Source organism: Cupriavidus sp. 05N39, assembly GCF_056397325.1.
The window spans coordinates 24428-41404 of sequence record NZ_JBFTNE010000009.1; the positions used below are offsets into that span (position 1 = coordinate 24428).

General features: G+C 66.3%; 14 protein-coding genes and 1 pseudogene. 7 read left to right on the plus strand and 8 right to left on the minus strand.

The window, feature by feature from the left end; genetic code table 11:
* Nucleotides 1-102: 102 nt before the first annotated feature.
* The 3 genes from AC1DN0_RS06465 to AC1DN0_RS06475 all read right to left on the minus strand — a co-directional run bounded on the left by AC1DN0_RS06465 (nt 103) and on the right by AC1DN0_RS06475 (nt 3293).
* Entirely contained in the window at nt 103-1092 is a 990-nt protein-coding gene (locus AC1DN0_RS06465) for a tripartite tricarboxylate transporter substrate binding protein (protein ID WP_441629017.1), read from the minus strand.
* A 69-nt stretch (nt 1093-1161) separates the two neighbouring features.
* A complete protein-coding gene (locus AC1DN0_RS06470) occupies nt 1162-2316 on the minus strand; it encodes a CaiB/BaiF CoA transferase family protein (protein WP_441629019.1) in 1155 nt (384 codons plus the stop codon).
* An 11-nt stretch (nt 2317-2327) separates the two neighbouring features.
* Nucleotides 2328-3293 carry a hydroxymethylglutaryl-CoA lyase gene (locus AC1DN0_RS06475; protein WP_441629021.1) on the minus strand — a complete coding sequence of 322 codons (966 nt, stop codon included), beginning with the start codon at nt 3291-3293 and terminating at the stop codon, nt 2328-2330.
* Between the two features lie 239 nt (nt 3294-3532).
* Here AC1DN0_RS06475 and AC1DN0_RS06480 point away from each other — a divergent pair, with 239 nt between their 5' ends.
* From AC1DN0_RS06480 to AC1DN0_RS06490, 3 genes are all read left to right on the plus strand, one after another.
* Nucleotides 3533-4435, plus strand: coding sequence for a LysR family transcriptional regulator (locus AC1DN0_RS06480; RefSeq protein ID WP_441629023.1), 903 nt, complete (start codon nt 3533-3535; stop codon nt 4433-4435).
* A 152-nt stretch (nt 4436-4587) separates the two neighbouring features.
* Nucleotides 4588-4821, plus strand: a complete 234-nt coding sequence (locus tag AC1DN0_RS06485) for a DUF2188 domain-containing protein (RefSeq protein ID WP_441629025.1) — start codon at nt 4588-4590, stop codon at nt 4819-4821.
* A 137-nt stretch (nt 4822-4958) separates the two neighbouring features.
* Nucleotides 4959-6380 carry an MFS transporter gene (locus tag AC1DN0_RS06490; protein WP_477145605.1) on the plus strand — a complete coding sequence of 474 codons (1422 nt, stop codon included), beginning with the start codon at nt 4959-4961 and terminating at the stop codon, nt 6378-6380.
* Between the two features lie 218 nt (nt 6381-6598).
* Here AC1DN0_RS06490 and AC1DN0_RS06495 read toward each other — a convergent pair whose 3' ends face one another.
* The 3 genes from AC1DN0_RS06495 to AC1DN0_RS06505 form a co-directional block, all read right to left on the minus strand.
* Complete coding sequence (locus AC1DN0_RS06495; RefSeq protein WP_477145606.1) at nt 6599-7765, minus strand: DSD1 family PLP-dependent enzyme; 1167 nt, start codon at nt 7763-7765, stop codon at nt 6599-6601.
* On the minus strand, nt 7758-10802 hold the full coding sequence (locus AC1DN0_RS06500) for an FAD-binding and (Fe-S)-binding domain-containing protein (RefSeq protein WP_477145607.1): 3045 nt from the start codon (nt 10800-10802) through the stop codon (nt 7758-7760). The genes AC1DN0_RS06495 and AC1DN0_RS06500 overlap by 8 nt, the downstream gene beginning before the upstream one ends.
* A gap of 340 nt (nt 10803-11142) precedes the next feature.
* Nucleotides 11143-12363 (minus strand): pyridoxal-phosphate-dependent aminotransferase family protein, encoded by a 1221-nt coding sequence (locus AC1DN0_RS06505; protein WP_441629033.1) that lies wholly within the window; start codon nt 12361-12363, stop codon nt 11143-11145.
* A 171-nt stretch (nt 12364-12534) separates the two neighbouring features.
* On the opposite strand from AC1DN0_RS06505, the gene AC1DN0_RS06510 reads away from it, so the two are divergent.
* The 3 genes from AC1DN0_RS06510 to AC1DN0_RS06520 all read left to right on the plus strand — a co-directional run bounded on the left by AC1DN0_RS06510 (nt 12535) and on the right by AC1DN0_RS06520 (nt 14084).
* Nucleotides 12535-13260, plus strand: coding sequence for a GntR family transcriptional regulator (locus AC1DN0_RS06510; RefSeq protein WP_035864360.1), 726 nt, complete (start codon nt 12535-12537; stop codon nt 13258-13260).
* A gap of 191 nt (nt 13261-13451) precedes the next feature.
* Nucleotides 13452-13676 (plus strand): DUF2188 domain-containing protein, encoded by a 225-nt coding sequence (locus AC1DN0_RS06515; RefSeq protein WP_035864358.1) that lies wholly within the window; start codon nt 13452-13454, stop codon nt 13674-13676.
* Nucleotides 13677-13895: 219 nt separating this feature from the next.
* On the plus strand, nt 13896-14084 hold the full coding sequence (locus AC1DN0_RS06520; RefSeq protein ID WP_441629036.1) for a DUF3008 family protein: 189 nt from the start codon (nt 13896-13898) through the stop codon (nt 14082-14084).
* Between the two features lie 79 nt (nt 14085-14163).
* Here AC1DN0_RS06520 and AC1DN0_RS06525 read toward each other — a convergent pair.
* Nucleotides 14164-14696: pseudogene (locus AC1DN0_RS06525) on the minus strand (MFS transporter); the annotation flags it as partial.
* A 90-nt stretch (nt 14697-14786) separates the two neighbouring features.
* A complete protein-coding gene (locus tag AC1DN0_RS06530; protein ID WP_441629038.1) occupies nt 14787-15770 on the minus strand; it encodes an aldo/keto reductase in 984 nt (327 codons plus the stop codon).
* A gap of 211 nt (nt 15771-15981) precedes the next feature.
* Between AC1DN0_RS06530 and AC1DN0_RS06535 the strand changes: the two genes are divergently transcribed.
* Nucleotides 15982-16890: a LysR family transcriptional regulator gene (locus AC1DN0_RS06535; RefSeq protein WP_441629098.1), complete on the plus strand. Its 909-nt coding sequence runs from the start codon at nt 15982-15984 to the stop codon at nt 16888-16890.
* Nucleotides 16891-16977: the final 87 nt, after the last annotated feature.

Sequence of the window (16977 nt, forward strand, 5' to 3'; positions counted from 1 at the left end):
GCGTAGTGACCGGCATCAAGCACATTTTCCGACAGGGAGCGAGACAACGGGAAGCGGGGAAAGCCGGCAGGGGTTGCCCCGCCGCGACAGCACACCCCGACCTCACTCCAGGGTCACATTGGCCTTCTTGACCAGTGCCGCATAGCGCGCCGCTTCGCTCTGGAAGAACTTCGCGGCGGCCTCCGGCGTGCCGGGATTGATCGTATTGCCCTGCCTCTTCATCGCTTCCAGGACATCCGGGCTGGTGAATGCCTTGACGAACACGGTGTTGAGGCGCTTGACCTCGGCCGGCGGAAGCCCTGCCGGACCCACCACGGCAAACCAGCCCTCGACCGCGAAGTCTGGCAAACCTTGTTCGGCGATGGTTGGAATCTCCGGCGCGGCGGGCGAGCGCGTGGCGCCGCACAGGCCGATCGCACGCAGGGTGCCGTTCTTCAGGTGCGGCGCCACGGCGTTAAGCGCCACGACCCCCATCTCCACCTGGCCCGCGATCAGGTCGGTCATCATCGGGCCGGTGCCTTTGTAGGGCACGTGCCGGGCTTTGACGTGCGCTTCATCGAGGAACATCTCCGCGGCGAGCTGGATGATGGTACCGTTGCCCGATGACGCATAGTTGAGCGAATCGGGCTTGGCCTTGAGCAAGGCAACGAGTTCCTGCACGTTCTTCGCGGGAACCTTGGGGTTGACCACAAGGACCAGCGGCGTCGAGCCGATCACGCTGATGGGCGTGAAGTCCTTGATCGCGTCGAACGGCATCTTCTTGTACACGCTCGGATTGATGACATGGTTGTTGGAGAACAGGCCCAGCGTCGTGCCATCGGGCGGCGCCTTGGCCACCGCCGCTGCGCCGGTAATGCCGCCGGCGCCGGGGAGATTCTCGATCACCACCGGCTGGCCCAGGCTCTTGCCGAGCGACGGTCCGGCGGCGCGCGCGATAGCATCCACGCCCGAGCCCGCGCTGATAGGCAGGATCAGGCGTACCGGCCGGCCCGAGCCTTGGGCCATGACGGTGCCGGCCGGCAAGGCGACCGCGAGTGCGATGGCCGAAGCGGCCATGCCGAGTACCGCCCGGCGCGAAAGGGGGAATGCCATGTCTGTCTCCGTATGCTTATCGTTCTGATCCGCGTGGCCATCCGATGCCACGCGGCAATGCGGGTAGATTCAATCCGGCGTGCGCGTGCGCAGGCCGGACAGGATTTCGTCGTTGTGCTCGCCGATGCCCGGCAGCGGCATGCGCACGCCGGGCCTGCGTCCGCCCATCAGCAGCGGCAGCAGCACGACGTCCGTGGTGCCGCCATCCTCGGTCTGCATCGGCACGAGGCCACCGCTTGCCTTCAGGTGAGGGTCATCCAGCAGTTGCTCCGGACGCATGATGGGCGCGTAGGGAATGCCCGCGGCTTCGAGCTTCGGCGAGAGTTCTTCCACGCGATGGTCCTTGAGAATCGCACCCAGCCGTTCCAGCAATGCCGGACGTACCGCGACGCGCATGGCGTTGGTCGCGAGCTCCGGATCGGCAGCCAGGTCGGGACGTTGCAGCACGCCGCACAAGATGTTGAACTGCTTGTCGCTGACGGCGCCGATAAACAATTGCTCGCCTCCGGCCAGCGTGAACACGTCGTAGACGCTCCAGGCGGACACGCGCGACGGCATCGGCGGCGGCGGCTCGCCTGTCATCGAGAACTGCTGCATATGCTGGGACGACAGGAACACGCAATTCTCGAACAGCGCGCTCTGCACTTCCTGCCCCCTGCCGGTACGGTCGCGCTCCCGCAGGGCGGCCATCACGCCGATGGCGCCGAACATGCCGCCCATGATGTCGTTCACCGAGGTACCCGCGCGCAGCGGGCGGCCCTTGGGCCCGGTCATGTAGGACAGGCCTCCCATCATCTGCACGACTTCGTCGAGCGCCAGGCGGTTTTCATAAGGGCCGGGCAGGAAGCCCTTGTGCGACACGTAGATCAGCCCGGGGAATCTGGCGGACAACGTGGCGTAGTCCAGCCCGCATTTCTCCATCAGGCCCGGGCGGAAGTTCTCCAGCAACACATCGCACTGGCCAACCAGTTCCGCTGCCGTGGCCTGTCCTTCCGGGGTGGTGATGTCGATGACGACGCTCTTCTTGTTGCGGTTGAACGAGCGGAAGAAGCCGATGCCAAGGCCGGGCAGGTTGCGCGTCTTGTCGCCGCCGGGGGGTTCGACCTTGATGACTTCCGCGCCCAGGTCCGCGAGGATCATGCCGCAGGTCGGGCCCATCACCATATGGGTGAACTCAACCACGCGGACGCCGGCGAGCGGCAAGGAGGCATGTTCAGTGCTCATGATTTTCTCTCTCAGGCGCAGGCGGCGGCAGCATCGGCCACCGATGCGGGAAATGTCTTGGGCAGGCCGGCGCGCCACAGCGTGCCGTGCAGGGTCTCATTGGTCAGCCAGCCGGCCACGCGCTCGCGCAGCGCCAGCAACCGGTCGATATCGATGCCGGTATCGAAGCCCATGCTGCCCAGCAGGTAGGCCAGGTCTTCGGTGGCGACATTGCCGCTGGCGCCGGGCGCGTGCGGGCAACCGCCAATCCCGGCGAGACAGGCATCAAAGCGGGTCACGCCGGCTTGCAGGGCGGCATACACGTTGGCCAGGCCAAGCCCGCGCGTGTCGTGGAAATGGCCGCACCAGAAGCGGTCGCCGGCGATTGCCGTGGCGCGTTCAAACAGGCTGCGCACCATTGCGGGATCGGCATAGCCCACCGTGTCCGCCAGGCTGACGCGATCGGCGCCCGCATCCAGCAGGGCCTGCATCAGGCGGAGCACCTCGTCCGGATCCACATGTCCCTGCAGCGTGCAGCCGAAGGCCGTGCCCACGCCGCCTTCGATCAGCGTCCTGGAGCCGGCCGCGTCGCGGGCGGCGCGGATCCTTGCCACCTCGGCCACCACCTCGTCGGGCGTCTTGCGCAGGTTGGCCAGACTATGGGCATGGCTGGCGGACAGCGGCACCAGCATCAGGTCGGCGCCGCTGGCGATGGCGTTTTCCGCGCCCCGCAGGTTTGGTACCAGGACCGAGACGAACAGCCCCGGCAGCGACCTGGCAAAGTCCACGAGTTCCGCGGTATCGGCGAGTTGCGGCAGCAGCTTCGCCGGGACGAAGGAGCCGACCTCTATTTCCCGCTGGCCTGCCGCATAGGCCGCCTGGATCCACTCGCGCTTGGCGGAGGTCGGCAGGATGGTGGCGATGCTCTGCAGGCCGTCGCGCAGCCCGACCTCCCGAATCACGGCCCGGCGTGGAGCGAATTCAGCGTGTGTTGTCATTCTGTCTGGGTCCCCTCGGATGTTCGTGTTTCGGTCTGGCATGAGCACTCTATGCCATTCCAATCGAAGGCAGAAGCGCTAATCCAGAAGCACTAACATTCCGAATCGGAATGGCTGGCTAGCATCACACCATCCCATGCGCCCCCGGTTTAGAAATTCCTGAGCAACGCAACACCCGCTAAAATTACTACGCTAAATTTCCATATCGGAAATCCTGAACTCAACACCGGAAGCTTCCGATGCGTGACCTGGACCTCACCTCCCTGCGCCTGTTCGTGGCGGTTTGCGAGACGCGCAACATGGCGCGCGCCGGCGAACAGCAACACATCGTGGCTTCGGCCATCAGCAAGCGCCTGGCTCAACTGGAAGACACCGTGGGCGTCACGCTGTTCGAGCGGCGCCGGCGTGGGGTGATACCGACCGCGGCTGGCGAGATCCTCCTAGAGCACGCACGCGCCATGCTGGCCGCGGCTGATCGCGTGGAGCGCGATATGACCGACTACGGCACTGGCATCAAGGGACAAGTCCGCCTGCTGTCCACTGTCTCGTGCATGGCCGAGTCGCTCCCCGACGATATCGCCAGCTTTCTGCAAGTGCCTGACCATCGGGATATCCGCGTCACCGTCGAGGAGAGCATCAGCCGCGAGCTTGTCCGCTCACTGCGGGAAGGCTCCGCGCCGCTGGGCATCTGCTGGGATGCCGCGGATCTCGAAGGACTCCAGACCCGGCCCTATCGCAGCGATACCTTGGCAGCCATCGTGCATTCCTCGCATCCGCTCGCGAGCCAGGCGGAGTGTTCCTTCGAGCAGACGCTTGAATTCGACCATATCGGCCTGCCCGGGCAGACCGCGGTACACACCATGCTGGCGCGCGCGGCGGCCATCATCGGCAAGCCGATGGCGTACCGGGTGGTGGTTTCCTCCTTCGATGCGTCCCTGCGCTGCGTCCGCGCAAACCTCGGTCTTGCCATCGTGCCCCGCGAGGTAGTTGAGCCCCTTTCCGCCAGCTTTGGCGTGCAGATGGTCCCGCTCACGGATAGCTGGGCGCAGCGCCGCTTCGCGATTTGCTTCCGCGACGAGGCGAGCCTCTCGCCGGCGGCGAAGCTGTTGGTGGATTACCTGGTACGCCAGGCGGCATCCTGACAGCCCGCCRGGCACCGTCGGGCCAGAACACCTATGCTTGATTCCTGCGAGGCGCGTGAACCTGCGGGACTGCGCCCCCTGGCGCTACTGTTCCAGCGCGTCACAATACAGAGCAGAGCGTGGCCTCGGGCCACGGATACCGGGAGACCTCCATGGATTCGAAAGCGCAGCGCAACGTACATGTCGTGCCTCACGGCGACGGCTGGGATGTCGTCCATGAAGGCGCCAGGGGCGAGCGAGCCCATTTCCTCAATCAGGAGGAAGCCGTCGAGGCCGCCACGGTGATCGCCAGGCGCGAGAAGGTAGAGTTGCTGGTTCACGGCCAGGATGGCCAGATCCGCATGCGCAACAGCTATGGTCACGACCCTCGCGACGTGCGGGGCTAGACAGTAAGCCGGCGCCATCGGGAGCGACCCGGGATCCGGAAATACCAAGCCATTGCTTGTGTAATTCACGGCACCACCTTATTATCCAAGCATCATTTTGGATAATAAGGTGGCAGCCATCCTGCCGCACGCTCTCAATGCCCCCTGAACAAGCCTTCACCGGCGCCTGGCGCGAACTGCTCCTTGGCAAGAACGGGTTACTTGCCCTCGCCCTTACCGGCGGCGTGGCGCTTCACGCCATCAACGTCCACATTGTCACCACCGTGCTGCCGTCCGTGGTACGGGACATTGGCGGCCTGGACTGGTACGCCTGGAACACCACGCTTTTCGTCGTCGCCTCCATCGTCGGCGCCGCGCTGTCCGTCCGGCTTCTGGCCGCCCTGGGACCGCGCGGTGCCTTCATTGCCGCGCTGGCCGTGTTCGCACTGGGATCGGCGGGCTGCGCGCTGGCGCCGTCCATGCCCTGGATGCTGGCCAGCCGTGGCGTGCAGGGGCTGGGCGGCGGCACGCTGGCAGCGCTTAGCTATGCACTGATCCGGGTTGTGTTCGCGCCGCCGCTATGGCCCCGCGCGGTGGCGCTGGTCTCGGGCATGTGGGGCATCGCCACGCTCTGCGGGCCGGCCGTGGGCGGATTGTTCGCCCAGGTGGGGCATTGGCGCTGGGCGTTCTGGACGCTGCTGCCGGTGTCCATCATGCAGGGCTTGCTGGTGGCGGTGCAATTGCGCCCGGCCGGCGAGCGCGCATCGTCCGCCGCCGCGCCGAGCATTCCCGCCGCGCAGATCGCACTGCTGGCTGCGTCGATCCTGGCTGTCGCCGCCGGCAGCCTGTCGGCGGCGATGGGCTGGCAGGCCGCCGGCGTGGCCGCGGGCCTGGCATTCGGCGCCGCCGCCATTGTGTGGGACCGGCGCGCGCTGGTGCGGTTGCTGCCTAGCGGCGGCACCGAGCCCGGCACGCCGCTGGGCGCGGTCTATGCCAGCGTGGCCCTGCTCCTGATCGGCACCACCACCGAAGTCTTCGTGCCTTATTTCCTGCAGACCTTGCATGGCCACACACCGCTGGCCGCGGGCTATCTCACAGCCGCGATGGCGGGTGGCTGGAGCCTGGGCGCGCTGCTTTCCTCCGGCCACGGCGGTACGGGCGCGGCACGGCTGCTGCGCGCGGGGCCGGTACTGTGCGCCGCCAGCCTGATCGCGCTGGCGATAGTGGTACCGGCGGGGGCAAGCCTGGCGCCGACGGCTCGCACGCTGCTCAGTGGCCTGGCGCTGGCCGGCGCGGGCGCTGGCGTGGGCATCGGCTGGCCGCATTTGYTGACGCGCGTGCTGACGCTGGCGCCGCACGGCGAGGAAGGCACGGCTTCGGCCGCGATCACAACCGTCCAGCTCTACGGCATGGCGATCGGCGCAGCGATCGCGGGGCTGGTGGCGAATGCCRCTGGCCTGATCGTCCCCGGCGGCACCGCGGGCGCGCAGTCGGCTGCCGCCTGGCTGTTCGCCAGCTTTGCCGTGGCGCCCGTGCTGGCAGCGCTGGCCGCGCGCCGGATTACAAGCCTGGCGCATTAGGATTCCGTGGCGTTGCGCCAACTCCGCCGCCACTACCCGCGCCCGGACGCGCTCAGGCATGCGCCGCGCCTTGGCGCGCAAGTCCGCTAGCATCGCCACCGGCGTCAGGTCGCGCCAGCTGAACGGCAGGTTGCTGACCATCGGCACGGTATGGAGCGCGGACGAGGTGACCAGCAACTTGTGGGCCCCCACGGTCGCAAGCGCCACCGGCCGATGCATCAGCGGCTCAGGCCTCGCGYATCGATATCCCACAGGCCGGCTACCCGCCCCTGCCGGAAGCAGACGTAGTGCCGGTGCAGGTTGGCGGTAGGGTCGCAGTGCCCCGGGATCAGCAGCAGCTTGCCGCCCAGCAACTCGTGGCTGTCGCCGTTGAGCACTTCGAGCACGCCGTGCTCGTCGTTGGCGGCGACGTAGCGCAGCGACCCGTTGCCGTCGCGCGACCACAGCCGCGGCAGGCCGGAATCGACCGCCACCGTCTTCAGGCCGACATCGCAAACCACCACGCCGGGGCGAGCCGTGCTCATCACCGTGGCCGCGATGAACAGGCTGTGCGCCGGCCGGAATTGCCCCATCCATTCATTGGCGCCGTAATGTCCGTCCAGGAACAGATAGGACCCCGGCTGGATCTCGGTGTAGACGCCGCTGCCGACGTCGAACTCCGCGGTGCCGGTCCCCCCGCCCGTGACCACCGGGCAGGCGATGCCGCGCGCATCCAGGTGCCGGACATAGGCATGCGCCGCTTCGGCAGCCCGTTGCGCGGCCTGGCGGCGCTGCGCCCAGGCGGCGATATGCTGGGCCGGGCCGTGATACGCCTGGAGGCCGCCGAACCGCAATGCCGGAAACGCTGCGATGGCGTCAGCCAGCGCGCTCAAGGCATCGCGGCTGGCAACGCCACAGCGTCCGTGTCCCACGTCGACCTCCGGCAACACCGTGATCTTCACGCCCGCGGCGGTGGCGGCGGCCCCCACCGCCCTCACCTGCCGCACGTCATCGGCGCAGATGCTCAGCGCCACATGCCCGGCCAGTTCTATCGCCATGGCCACCTTGTCGGCGCCGGCGAACTCGTTGCTGATATGGATGCTGGCGATGCCGGCCGCCGCGAACGGATAGGCTTCGCTCAGCTTCTGGCAGCAGATGCCCGCGGCTCCCTGGGCCATCTGGGCCCGGGCGATGGCGACGGACTTGTGCGCCTTGGCATGCGGGCGCAAGGCCACGCCCGCGGCAGCCGCCAGGTCACGCATCTGCAGCAGGTTCGATTCGAAGGCGTCCAGGTCCACCAGCAGCGCCGGTGAACCCACGTCCTCCAGCGCATCGCCCTTCGCGGCCGGCTCGGGAAGCCGCAAGGGTGGCCGCCTGGCGGCTGCCGGGCCGGTGTGCTCACGCATGATGCAGCTGCCCCTGGTCTTTCCGCTTCAGCGCCATCGCCAGCACGCGCGCCACGTGCACGGCCTCGGTGTCCGCGCCGTCCAGGATCTGGTGGCGGCAACTGGTGCCGTCGGCGACCACCAGGGCGTTGGCCGCGCGCTGGCGCACCRCCGGCAGCAGCGAGAGTTCCGCCATGGCTTTCGATGCCTCATAGTGCTCGGCCTCGTAGCCGAAGCTGCCCGCCATGCCGCAACAGGAGGAATCCACCGGCGACACCTTCAGGCCGGGGATCCAGCCGAGCACGGTCTGCACCGGGGTGAAGGCATCGAAGGCCTTCTGGTGGCAGTGGCCATGTACCAGGGCCTCGCCGGTCTGCAGCGCATCGAGATCGAGGGCCAGGCGTCCCGCCGTCTTCTCCCGCACCAGGAATTCTTCGAACAGGAAGGCCTGGGCGGCCAGCTTCCTGGCCTCGTCGCCGTAGCCGTAATTGAGGAACTCGTCGCGCAGGGACAGAAGGCACGAAGGCTCCAGCCCCACGATCGGGATGTTCCGGTCGACATAGGGCTTGACGGCATCCAGCAGGCGCCGCGCTTCCTCCCTGGCCTGGTCCACCAGCCCCGCCGCAAGGAAGGTACGGCCGCAGCACAGGGGGCGCTCGCCTTCGCGGGTGTTGAAGTGCACCGTGTAGCCGGCGGCTTCCAGCACTTGCTGCGCCGCCCGCGCGTTTTCCGGCTCCATGTAATTGGTGAACGTGTCCACGAAGAGCATGACTTCGCGGCCCGGTGCTGCCTGCCCCCTGGTCCGGGCTTTCGACAGGAACGATGTCTTGAAGCGTGGCAACGAGCGCTGCGGCGCGAATCCCACCGCGCGCTTTATCGCGCCGGAGATGCCGGGAATGCTGCCGGCCAGCGCGAGCAGCGCGGGGAACCGGCTGGCGACCGGCGCATAGCGCGGCATGAAGGCCACCATGCGCTCGCGCAGGGTGATGCCATGGCGCTTGGTCCAGGCATGGCGGGCCTCGATCTTGAACTTCGCCATATCGACGCCCGTCGGGCAGTCGCGCTTGCAGCCCTTGCAGGAGACGCACAGGTCCAGGGCTTCCTTGACTTCCGCGCTGGCAAGGCCCTCATCGCCCAGCTGGCCGGAGATCGCCAGCCGCAGCGTATTGGCACGACCCCGCGTAACGTGCTGCTCATCCTTGGTCACACGATAGCTCGGGCACATGGTGCCCGCGTCGAACTTGCGGCAATGGCCGTTGTTGTTGCACATCTCCACTGCCGCGGCGAGCCCGCCCGCGCGGTCGCTGCCCGTGCCCGGCGCCGTTTCCTCGCCGGTCAGCGGGTTGCGCGTCACGTTCCAGGCGGACCAGTCCAGTGCGGGCGCGAGCGGCAGCGCGGCGTAGCCCGGCGCGAAGCGGAAGTTCTCGCGCGCGTCCATCTTCGGCGGCCGCACGATCTTGTCCGGGTTGAAGCGGTTGTCCGGGTCGAACAGCGCCTTGATCTCGCCAAAGGCGGCATTGATGCGCGGACCGTATTGCCAGGCCACCCACTCACCCCGGCACAGCCCGTCGCCGTGTTCGCCGGAATAGGCGCCCTTGTACTCACGCACCAGCGCGGCCGCTTCCTCCGCGATTTCGCGCATGCGCAGCGCGCCGTCGCGCCGCATGTCCAGGATCGGGCGCACATGCAGCGTGCCCACGCTGGCATGGGCGTACCACGTGCCTTCGGTCTCGTGCTTGTGGAACACGGCGGTGAGCCGGCGCGTGTACTCGGCCAGGTGCTCCAGGGGAACAGCGCAATCCTCGATGAAGGACACCGGCTTGCCGTCGCCCTTCATGCTCATCATGATGTTCAGGCCCGCCTTGCGCACATCCCACAGCGCCTTCTGGGCTTTGGCATCGGGCATCTTGACCACGGAGCCCGGCAGGCCCAGGTCGCTCATCAGCGTCGCGAGATCGTCGAGCCGCGCCAGCAGCGCGCTGTGCTCCTCGCCCGCGAACTCGACCAGCAGGATGGCCTGCGGCTCGCCGGACAGGGCCTGCCCGATCACCGGGCGGAACGCCGGGTTCTCCATCGACAGGTCGATCATGGTGCGGTCCACCAGCTCTACGGCCACGGGCTTGAGCTTGACGATATGCTGCGTCATGTCCATCGCCTGGTAGAACGTGGGAAAGTTCACCACACCCAGTACCTTGTGCTGCGGCAGCGGCGACAGCTTCAGCGTGAGCTGCCGGCTGTAGGCGAGCGTGCCTTCGGATCCCACCAGGATATGCGAGAGATTGGCGTAGCCGTCGTCGGTATAGGCGCGCGGATTCTGGCATTCGAACAGGTCGATGTTGTAGCCCGCCACGCGGCGCAGCACCTTCGGCATGCGCTCGGCGATTTCCTCGCGCTCGCGGGTGGCGATTCGCCGCAGGCCTTGCAGGATGCCCTCCACGCGCCTGTCCGCGACAGCCTCTTTGAGTGAGCCGAAATGGCATTGGCTGCCGTCGGCCAGCACGGCATCGATGCCCAGCACGTTGTGCACCATGTTGCCRTACTCGATGGAGCGTGAGCCGCATGAGTTGTTCCCGGCCATGCCGCCGATGGTGCATTGGGCTCCGGTCGATACATCCACGGGAAACCACAAGCCGTGCGGCTTGAGCCAGGCATTGAGGTGGTCCAGCACGATGCCGGGTTCCACGGTGACGGTGCGGGCGGCGGGATCGAAATCCACGACGTTGTTGAGCCACTTGCTGTTGTCGATCACCAGCGCCTCGCCAACGGTCTGGCCGCACTGGCTGGTGCCCGCGCCGCGCGCCAGCACCGGGGCCTTTTCGTCGCGGGCGATCTCCAGCGCCAGCATCAGGTCGGCCTGGTCGCGCGGCACCACCACGCCGACCGGCATGATCTGGTAGATCGAGGCATCGGTAGAGTAGCGGCCCCGGCTGGCCCGGTCGAAGAGCACATCGCCGCGCAGTTCCTTGCGCAGTCGTGCCGACAGYGGCGAGCTGGCACGGCCTTGCGACGGCACGAGGTGGATCGGCTTGACCAGCAGCGAGGGGGAGGAATCATTCATGGCTTTCTACCAGTGGCTTGTGGGTATCGGTGCCGCATCTGCGCGCGGCTTGTTACGCGAGGATGAGTTCGACCGCAGGCAGGCCGGCGATCCTGCCCAGCGCCGCGCCCGGCTTGTTCCTCTTTTCGTGCCCGCCCGGTCCGGGCCGGGGCAGATTCATCGCCGCCGGCTCTATGGCCGGTTCCCGCTAGTGCACGCAGGCGGCGGGGCGCCAAAAGGCAACACCTCTCCCTGGCCTCACCCCGGGAGGTGAAGCCATGCCTGTCTGCACTTGCGGTGACTCAGGAAGACCGGCGTACGCCTGCCGCGCGGGCAAGCCGCCCGGCCTTCCGGTGCCGGTTCAGGCCGCGGCCTTCAGCGCTGGCGCGTCCGCATGCGCGGCCAGGTACTCCATCGCCGCCACGACCCCGCTCGCCGCCACCGGCACGCCCGCGAGCTTCAGCCCCATCTCGCAACCGGACAACGTGGCCATCAGGGTCAGGTCGTTGCAGTCGCCGAGATGCCCGATACGGAACATCTTGCCGCGCATCTTGCCCAGTGCCTGCCCCAGCGACATGTCGAAGCGTTCATAGATGTGCTTGCGCACCGCGTCGGCGTCCACGCCCTCCGGCATCATCACGCCGGTCAGCACCGGGCTGTACACCGATGCGTCCGCGCACTGGATCTCCAGCCCCCAGGCCCCCACCGCGCGGCGGGCCGCCTCGGCCAGCCGCTGGTGCCGCGCGAAGACGTTGTCCAGGCCCTCGTCCAGGATCATGTCCAGCGCCTCCGACAGGCCATAGAGCAGGTTGGTGTTCGGCGTGTACGGCCAGTAGCCGTTCTTGTTGGCTTCGATGATTTCGTCCCAGCCCCAAAAAGCACGCGGCAGCTTCGCCTGCTTGCTGGCCGCGATCGCCTTCGGCGACAACGCGTTGAAGCTGATCCCCGGCGGCAGCATCAGGCCCTTCTGCGAACCCGACACCGTTACGTCCACGCCCCACTCGTCGTGCCGGTAGTCCGCCGAGGCCAGGCCGGAGATGGTGTCCACCAACAGCAGCGCCGGGTGGCCGGCCGCGTCGATAGCGCGGCGCACGGCGGCAATATTCGAGGTAACGCCGGTCGAAGTCTCGTTGTGCACCACGCATACGGCCTTGATGGCGTGCGCGCTGTCGGCACGCAGGCGGGCTTCGATCATGTCCGGCTGCACGCCGCGGCGCCAGCCCTCGATGCCCGGCAGGCCCAGGAATTCCGGCTTCAGTCCCAGTGCCTCCGCCATTTTCTTCCACAGCGTGGCGAAGTGACCCGTCTCGAACATCAGCACGTTGTCGCCGGGGCTCAGCGTATTGGTCAGCGCGGCTTCCCAGGCACCCGTCCCGGAGGCCGGATAGATGATCACCGGCTGCGCGGTCTTGAAGATCTTCTTGATATCGGCCAGGACCTTGCGGCCCAGCGCGCCAAACTCCGGACCGCGGTGGTCGATGGTCGGATAGCTCATCGCACGCAGGATGCGGTCGGGCACGGGGCTCGGACCGGGGATCTGAAGGAAGTGGCGGCCAGCGGGGTGGAAGTCGAGTTTGATCATGGATTGGTCCCTCCTTTGTGGATTATGAATTTTGCATTCAAAATACTTTAGCAGACGAAAGGACCGCCTTCCAAGCGCTGAATGACTGTAAACACTGGGTGTTTACCCCGAAGCTGCGCGTCTGGTGAGAGATGCAGTAAAATGCGGAAAACGCAAAGATAAGGACTTTGTATGCAGAATCCAGTTGGCGGCGACCTCTCCCGCCCTGCGCCGGTCCTCCCCAAGGTTGAACGGCAACGGCTTCACGACACAGTAGTCGAGCACCTGCGCAAATTCATCGTGGAAGGCGTGCTATCGCCAGGCATGAAGCTCAATGAACGCGAATTGTGCGAAACCCTCGGGATCTCGCGCACGCCGCTGCGCGAGGCGTTCAAGGTGCTGGCGGCGGAAGGCCTGATCGAGATTTCTCCCAACCGAGGCGCCAGCGTCTCGCGCATGACGGAATCGGAAGTGTGGGAAACCTTCGAGCTGATGAGCGGCCTCGAAGCTTTTTCGGGCGAGCTGGCATGCGAGCGCATCACGCCGGCCGAGCTGGCGGAGATCAAGGCGCTGCATTATTCGATGCTGGCCTGCCGCGTGCAGAACGACCTGCCGGGCTACTACAGCCGCAACCAGGAAATCCACGACCGGATCAACGAAGCGGCGCGCAATGCCACGCTGCGCCAGACCTACCAGAGCATCAACCGGCGCCTGAAGGCGCTGCGTTTCCGCTCGAATCACGAGACCGACAAGTGGGACCGCGCCGTGCACGATCACGAAGACATGATCAAGGCACTGGAAGCGCGCGACGGCAAGCTGCTCGGCTCGATTCTCAAGCGGCACCTGCTGGAAAAGCGCGACGCCATCATGCGGATCCATCCGGATCCCGTCGGCGACCCGCCCACGGCTAACGCGTAGGCGCGCCGGAAAGCACGGCATATTTCTTGCGGCGATGTCCTGACGAGTAAAGCGCTACCGCCACACCTGCACTGAAACGGCGCCGTCTCCCCGTTGCGCCTTTGTCAGACACTCCCCGATGGTCATGCGTCACGGCGGGTCCAGAATGGAAATATTCACACGTCCAAACACGTCCCAAACAGGAGATCGCCATGACAGCCAGGAATATCCACGTTTTGCCGCACGGAACCGGCTGGGACGTGATCCAGGAGGGGGCGAGGTATGCCAACTCGCATCACACGTCCCAGGAAGACGCCGTGGAAGCCGGTACCCGGGACGCCCAGCGCGAGCACGTCGAACTTCTGATTCACGGCCTGGACGGACAGATCCGTGCGCGCAACAGCTTTGGCCATGATCCTCGTTCGGTGCACGGCTGAGCGCCGCGTCGTGAAGACTTTCCTACCGGCGTTGCACTATTCGCCGCCACTGCCACGCGGCAGCGGCGCCAAACCCGAGCGGCCCAACCCACGAGGAGGCGTATCCCGCCGGCAGGCAAGCGTGGCGTTGCGCGGGCACGTGCTTTGCTCCAAGCGCATACCCCGCCGCCATCCGGTGGCGGCTTTGGTCACGCATTGCATACGCGAAGGAGGATCTCCATGCACGCGAAGTCAAAGGCACAACAAATGGCCGCTGGCGCGGCGCTTTCCGCGAAGCGCGGCGACCGGAAGGCAAGTAGCCTGAAAGGCGCCTCGAAATCCATGTTCAGGTCGATGAGCGAAGCCGAGCTGCACGAGATGGCCGCCACGAGGCAAAAGGGCAAGCCGAGCCATACGAGCAAGTCATAAGGCCATAAGGCCATAAGGCGTTCCGCCAGACTCGCCCAGACAAGGACGACACCGCTCCGGGCGAGTCCGGGCCGCTTCACTAATCTGTTGAAACCCGAGCCGGCCTGATAACGCTGGGCGCAACGGCGGGAGATTGCACGAGAAACAGCGCGCAGAGCAGACTGCCGATGCTCAGGAGGGCGATGACGACACCCATCCGCCAGGGTGTACCGTCCGTGCCGACGCCGACCAGAGCCGAGCCGACGATGCCGGCGCCGTACTGGATGGCGCCGGTCAGCGCCGACACGGCACCGGCGCGTCCGGGAAACGTGCTGAGCGCACCGGCAATCGAATTGGCGACGATAAGGCCGGTTGCGGAGACGAGCAGGAAAAGCGGTATCACCAGACCCGCCAGCCCGCCCCAGCCAGTCCGGGCGGCGACTGCCAGCAGAATGCCCGCGATTGCCGCGCCGATGGTACCGGCCCGCATCAGGCGATCGCTGCCAAGCCGGGTCACCAGCCTTGAATTGACCAGGTGGTGATCATGATGCCGGCGATGCCCGCACCAAACAGCACGCCGTAGGCCTGCGGCGATACGTGGTGGCAGGTGATGTACGCGAAAGGCGTGCCGGCGTCAGTGACATGGTTCGATATCCTGCTGCGCACGGCAAACGCGCCGGTACCCGGAAGGCCGGACACCGGCGCGTTGCCGCCACAGGCAAGTCAGCGATCGACTCGCTGCTGGAGATGGGCCGGGTAACGATCACCCGCGACGGTGATCCGTTGCAGTGCCGCCTCGATGACGGACAAATCCTCGGCCGACAGTTCGACGGCGGCCGCGCGGACGTTCTCATTCAGCCGGTGCAGCTTCGTGGTACCCGGAATCGGTGCGATCCACGGCTTTTGCGCCAGCAGCCAGGCGATCGCAATCTGTGCCCGCGTGGCGCCCTTGCCGTCCGCAATCCGGCCAAGTACCTCGACGAGGCCCGCATTGGCCTTGCGGTTTTCCTCGGAGAAGCGTGGCACAACGTTGCGGAAGTCAGTCTTGTCGAACGTGGTGCCCGCGTCGATGGCCCCTGTCAGGAAGCCCTTGCCKAGCGGRCTGAACGGCACAAAGCCGATGCCGAGCTCCTCGAGGGTCGGCAGCACCTTCTCCTCCGGCTCGCGCCACCACAGCGAATACTCGCTCTGCAGCGCCGCCACCGGCTGCACGGCGTGCGCCCGGCGGATCGACTGCGCGCCAGCCTCGCACATGCCGAAGTGCTTGACCTTGCCCTCCCGGATCAGCTCCCCGACGGTGCCCGCCACGTCCTCGACCGGCACGGCCGGGTCGACACGATGCTGGTAGAACAGGTCGATGCGATCCGTCTTCAGACGCTTCAGCGATGCCTCCGCGACGGCGCGGATACGCTCGGGCCGGCTGTCGAGGCCCTTTGTCGAATCGCCGTCCTTGAAGCCGAATTTGGTGGCGATCGCCACCTGGTCGCGAAATGGCGCCAAGGCCTCGCCGACCAGTTCCTCGTTGACGAACGGGCCATAGGCCTCGGCCGTGTCAAAGAATGTGATGCCTTGCTCGAATGCGGCCCGGATCAACTTGATGCCTTCGGACTTTTCAGTGGCCGGGCCGTATCCGAAGCTCAAGCCCATGCAGCCAAGGCCGAGTTCCGAAACATCAAGACCGCTGTTACCAAGTGTGCGCTTTTGCATAATTTCTCTTTTCCAAATGTCGCAGCGGATCGTTGCCGTTGATCGGGCGCTACTGTCACGGCCTTTGCAGGGAGGCCGTAGCTGCGCGGGCAACGCCCGACACGTGTCAGTCGCTATTTGCTGTGGTGGATTGCTGTGGTGGATTCTAGGTTGCTGTACTTCATTCAACAATCCGCTTACCATTTCACAGGGAGTTGAGAGAAATTCATCAATGATGCGCGCTGGCCTGTCCGAACTGACTGCTTTCATGACCATTGCCGAGCAGCGAAGCTTTCGCGCGGCCGCGCGCACGCTGGGCGTTTCGCCGTCGGCGCTAAGTCACGCAATGCGGAATCTCGAAGCGAAGCTGGATGTGCGATTGTTTAACCGGACGACCCGGTCGGTCGCGCTGACCGAAGCGGGTGAACAGCTTCTGCGGCGCGTCAGGCCGGCTATCGCCGATATCGAGGATGCGGTAAACGAAGTCGCGTCAGCAAGCGACCGGCCGTCGGGCTCGATCCGTATCAGCGCATCCGAGTCCGCGGCAAGGCCGCTTGTGCGCCATGTGCTGCCGGACTTCCTGGCGGCTTACCCCGGCATACACGTCGAGTTCATCGTGGACACACGACTCGTGGATATCGTGGCCGACGGTTTCGACGCCGGCATACGGGTTCTGGACGATGTGCCGCGCGATATGATCGCCGTCCGCTTCGGACCTGACATGCGGTTCGCAGCAGTGGCATCCCCGGAATACCTCTCGCGTCATGAGCCGCCGAAAGCGCCACACGACCTGGGGCAGCACCGATGCGTCCGCTTCCGGTTCGAGAGTGGCGCGCTCTACCGCTGGGATCTCGAGCATCGCGGCAAAAGCGCCAGCATCGATGTCGACGGGCCGCTGACGCTTGGCAACCTGAATCTGATGGTCGAAGCAGCGCTGGCAGGTATCGGCATCGCCTGGGTCCCGGAAGATCAGGTTGCGGAGCACCTGGCCTCGGGCCGGCTGATCCACCTGCTGCCGGGATGGAGCCCTTCCTTTCCCGGCTTGTGCCTCTATTACCCGGCTAACCGGCACCCGCCTACCGCGCTGAGGCTGTTTGCGCAGGCGGTGCGCGAGTGGGCCAGCCGTCGGCCGGCGTTGTGACGATCAGTAATGACGATCAACGCGGCCTGGCGCCGGAGATCGTTCACTTCATCGCCCGCTTTTCCGGAACGCGGCAAAGCAGCGGAG

What these genes read in the sequence shown, in the direction of transcription:
- AC1DN0_RS06470 (WP_441629019.1), bottom strand. Translation starts at nt 2,316, where the DNA reads ATGAGCACTGAACATGCCTCCTTGCCGCTCGCCGGCGTCCGCGTGGTT.
- AC1DN0_RS06505 (WP_441629033.1), bottom strand. Translation starts at nt 12,363, where the DNA reads ATGATCAAACTCGACTTCCACCCCGCTGGCCGCCACTTCCTTCAGATC.
- AC1DN0_RS06535 (WP_441629098.1), top strand. Translation starts at nt 15,982, where the DNA reads ATGATGCGCGCTGGCCTGTCCGAACTGACTGCTTTCATGACCATTGCC.
- AC1DN0_RS06515 (WP_035864358.1), top strand. Translation starts at nt 13,452, where the DNA reads ATGACAGCCAGGAATATCCACGTTTTGCCGCACGGAACCGGCTGGGAC.
- AC1DN0_RS06480 (WP_441629023.1), top strand. Translation starts at nt 3,533, where the DNA reads ATGCGTGACCTGGACCTCACCTCCCTGCGCCTGTTCGTGGCGGTTTGC.
- AC1DN0_RS06485 (WP_441629025.1), top strand. Translation starts at nt 4,588, where the DNA reads ATGGATTCGAAAGCGCAGCGCAACGTACATGTCGTGCCTCACGGCGAC.
- AC1DN0_RS06510 (WP_035864360.1), top strand. Translation starts at nt 12,535, where the DNA reads ATGCAGAATCCAGTTGGCGGCGACCTCTCCCGCCCTGCGCCGGTCCTC.
- AC1DN0_RS06475 (WP_441629021.1), bottom strand. Translation starts at nt 3,293, where the DNA reads ATGACAACACACGCTGAATTCGCTCCACGCCGGGCCGTGATTCGGGAG.
- AC1DN0_RS06520 (WP_441629036.1), top strand. Translation starts at nt 13,896, where the DNA reads ATGCACGCGAAGTCAAAGGCACAACAAATGGCCGCTGGCGCGGCGCTT.
- AC1DN0_RS06465 (WP_441629017.1), bottom strand. Translation starts at nt 1,092, where the DNA reads ATGGCATTCCCCCTTTCGCGCCGGGCGGTACTCGGCATGGCCGCTTCG.